General features: G+C 41.2%; 4 protein-coding genes. 1 reads left to right on the forward strand and 3 read right to left on the reverse strand.

The genetic code is table 11. From position 1 onward, the window contains the following. Positions 1-271: 271 nt before the first annotated feature. The 3 genes from QVB70_RS08740 to QVB70_RS08750 form a co-directional block, all read right to left on the reverse strand. Positions 272-622, reverse strand: coding sequence for a cupin domain-containing protein (locus tag QVB70_RS08740; RefSeq protein WP_287585347.1), 351 nt, complete (start codon positions 620-622; stop codon positions 272-274). 83 nt (positions 623-705) lie between these two features. Beyond that, complete coding sequence (locus tag QVB70_RS08745) at positions 706-993, reverse strand: hypothetical protein (RefSeq protein WP_287585348.1); 288 nt, start codon at positions 991-993, stop codon at positions 706-708. Beyond that, positions 974-2,455, reverse strand: a complete 1,482-nt coding sequence (locus tag QVB70_RS08750; protein ID WP_287585349.1) for a DHH family phosphoesterase — start codon at positions 2,453-2,455, stop codon at positions 974-976. The genes QVB70_RS08745 and QVB70_RS08750 overlap by 20 nt, the downstream gene beginning before the upstream one ends. Before the next feature lie 201 nt (positions 2,456-2,656). On the opposite strand from QVB70_RS08750, the gene QVB70_RS08755 reads away from it, so the two are divergent. Continuing rightward, positions 2,657-3,620 (forward strand): RNA-guided endonuclease TnpB family protein (locus QVB70_RS08755; RefSeq protein ID WP_287585350.1); only part of this gene is annotated, 964 nt, incomplete at its 3' end.

Genomic DNA, 3,620 nt, shown 5'->3' on the forward strand with positions numbered 1-3,620 from the left:
CTCTTTACTCTTCCATTTGTCTACAGTCCGTCTCCTTCTTTTAGACAATTTCTATCCTCCATAAACATTTCATAAGACTATTAGCGTCTCTTGAATTAACGAAATAATGATCAATTAATTTCGTGAATGATCTGGATAATGTGAATATCGAATGAAAAAACAATTTAAAAGTTTTGTTTAGCTGCAGCTACACAAAAAAGTCAGATTGTTCTTTGACAAGATTTTTGATAACTTAGATTGTCGCTTTTATGATCAAAAAAAATAGGCGTATTTATCTTCCTGGTGCCAGGAAGAATGCCATTACAAGCCTTTCTTTGCCAGTGTTCTTGATGTAATGCTTTATCCCTTTAGGTATCCACAATGCGTCTCCAGGACTAATTTGTGTCTCTTTTTCGTCTTCTCCATACCAGACCGTCCCTGTGCCACTTACACAGTAATAGACTTCTGCTTGAGGGGGATCGTCATGGGCATGGGGATCTAATCCTTCGCCTGGTTCAAAGTCCCCCATTACAAACATGGCTTCTTTACTTCCTATAGTGTCCTTAGTGAAGAATATTCTAATGGATCCTCCCAAGATCTTTTTTACTTCGGTCTCATGGAAATTCATCTTTTTAACTGACATTTTAAATCACCATTCTTTCTTTTTTAAGATCACAATATAAAATCATTAGGTTTTAAGTATAAATCATGGTGCTAGTTTGTTATCTATTCTGACGGACGCCTTCCTTTGTTGTCGATTTCCTCTTTCTCGCGTATATGAATTAGCAGTGTATCAAGAGTTTTAAGAAAAAGTTTAACTGACTCTGTTGCTTCGACATTTATCTTTAAGAAGTCATCATCGTTTTGTTCAAAATTAATATTCAATGTTGGATGATCTTCCATCCCTTTTTCCTTTAAGTATAGAAAAATATCTTTCACAAAACGAGGAGATGGGTACTTAATCTTTAATTTTGCCTTAGTTTGTTTAATCAACTTATCCGTCGTCTTGGACATTTTTAACAGACTCTGATTTTGCAAATTGTTTGTCTATATTTTTGCGTACTAATTTTATGTACTCTTGCTCTTTTTCCAAAGGTACTCTTGCGCCTGCAGCTATATCATGCCCACCTGCTTCCACACCTTCTATGCCTTGTGCAGCGTCACTAAGTGCTTTTCCGATGCTTATGCCTTTACTTACTAATTTCTCAGTTGAGCGACCTGAAACTTTAATAAAGCCTTCACCTTCCTGAAGTGCTATTCCAAGGACGATCTTTTCAGAAGAGAGCATGTTACTGCTTCTAGCAAGTCCAACAACTGTTCCAATTATTCGATCATCCACAAGTCTTTTTCCATCGAAAATCTGTACATTTTCAAAATCTACTATTCTCTCGATATTATCACTTATGAGTGAAATGTGGTCAGAAAGTCGAGTTCGATATTTTGAGAGTACGTCCTCTGCATCTTTATAGGCTCTTTTACGGTCTCCCATACATAGCGCAACGCCCACACCTGCTGAACCCATTCGACCACATGCATTTAGGCAAGAGGCGAATTCTCGTGCGTCTCTTAAAATTCCGCCCTCTTTTTCTTTAACTAGTGTATACACATTCCCAACAATACTCTGCGCTTCATCTGATGAAACGCCATGCTGTAGACTTCTTGTGATGAGAGCGCTAACTAACTTTGTTCGTTCCTCAGTAGTCAAATCAGCAATTGATCTCCATTCATCTCCCTTTTTTAGTGGAATTTGAAGTTCTACCAATAACTTAAAGCACGCATCACGGTTTCCAGTAATACTTGGAATAAACGGGTCAGTGGTGTATTCTAAAGCGGTATGAACGGGTCGTGTCATTCTACCAAATAGCCTAAGATCTTTCTTAACCTCAAGGACTTGTGCATTTACTGCGTCGTCAACAATATTTTTATTTAATCCAATAAATGATCCTTGCTCACCTTTATCTTGCCGATCTCCGATAGAGCCAACAACAGCTAAAGCGGATAGATCCTTATTTTCTTCATGTATAGCCCTGGCTACAAAATAACTCACACCAGCGCCACTTACATCGTATGATCCATTGATTTCAAAAAGATGCGGGTTGAGTTGAAAAACTCCGTCTTCAGCACCAATTGGAGGGTGATGGTCCAGTATAACAACTTTGGTTTTTTTCGTATCAAGGTATTTTCTCACGATATCTAATTGACCAGATCCTAAATCAGTAAAAATGAAAAGATTAACATTTTCTTTCCCTTTAGAGAGTGTAGCCATAATGTCTTCTTCAAGTTGTCGAATAATTGAAACCTGAAAACTTGCTCCAGCACGATATAAAGTAGTTGCGATTATCCCTGCTGCAGTAATCCCATCTGTATCTAAATGAGAAACGATTTTGGTCTGTCCGTTGTTATTTTTTATTGCATCTTTAATTACGTCTGCAATATCTTCTGCTTTTTTCAAAAAATCGTCATATTTCTTTTCCATAGCCTCCACCATCGCCGTAATAAACGTGTGGAGATAGTTTATACTGTCTCCGCAAGAAGACCCCCCAACTTGTTGGGGGGATGAATTGTATTTTTTTACTGGTTTCACTTTCAGGGTTGTGTCCCCCTGTTTAAATAGCTGTTTGCGGATACTGACTATTGTTAGTGATATGGCGCTCAAGGCAACCGAGGATGAGTTGTGATGAAACGCACGTACCAATTTCGCCTGTATCCCACCGCACCGCAGGCAACTATTCTCACCCAATGGCTTACTACTTGCCGCCTGTTGTATAATAACTCTCTTGCCGAGCGAAAAAATGCCTGGGAAACTCAGAAGCAATCAGTTACCTATGACGAGCAAGCCAACCACTTGAAAGGCGCTAAAAAGACCAACCCGTTTTTGAAAGCGGTTCACTCGCAGGTACTACAAGACGTGCTGAGACGGCTGGATAAGACCTTTAAGAACTTTTTTCGGCGCGTTAACAAGGGCGAAAAAGCCGGATACCCGCGCTTTAAGGGGCAATACCGCTATGATTCCTTCACCTACCCGCAAAGTGGGTTCGCCCTCGAAAAGAAGAAACTTCGGCTCTCGAAAATCGGGGCTATTACCATCAAACTCCACCGTCCTATCCCGCCTGAAGGCGAGGTCAAGACCTACACCATTAAACGAGATGTCGACCACTGGTATGCCTGTTTTTCAGTCGAACTGCCTGATCCCACCCCTTACACTCAACAAATAGCCATACAGAAGGCGATAGGGGTAGATGTCGGGCTGACGAGTTTACTGACGTTAAATAACGGAGAAACAATAGGCAACCCCCGTTGGTTGAGACATTCGGAGAAGCAATTAGCCAAAGAGCAGCGAAGAAAAGACAGGAAAGTTAAGGGCTCACGTAACCGTCACAAACAGAACAGGAAGGTGGCACGGCTACACAGGAAGATACGCAATCAGCGGAAGGACTTTCATCACAAGCTCAGCCGGAAACTGGTCGGGAGTTATGACCTGGTGGTGTATGAGCTGCTTACCATTACCAACATGGTGAAGAACCACCGTCTCGCCAAGTCGATCAGTGACGCCGGCTGGGGGCAACTCATGCGTTTTACCGAGTACAAAGCGGAGGAAGCTGGTACGCTGGTAGAGTATGTGAGTGCCTACAATACCACAC

It is taken from the genome of Candidatus Borrarchaeum sp. (assembly GCF_019058535.1).
GTDB classification, from domain to species: Archaea; Asgardarchaeota; Sifarchaeia; order Borrarchaeales; family Borrarchaeaceae; genus Borrarchaeum; species Borrarchaeum weybense.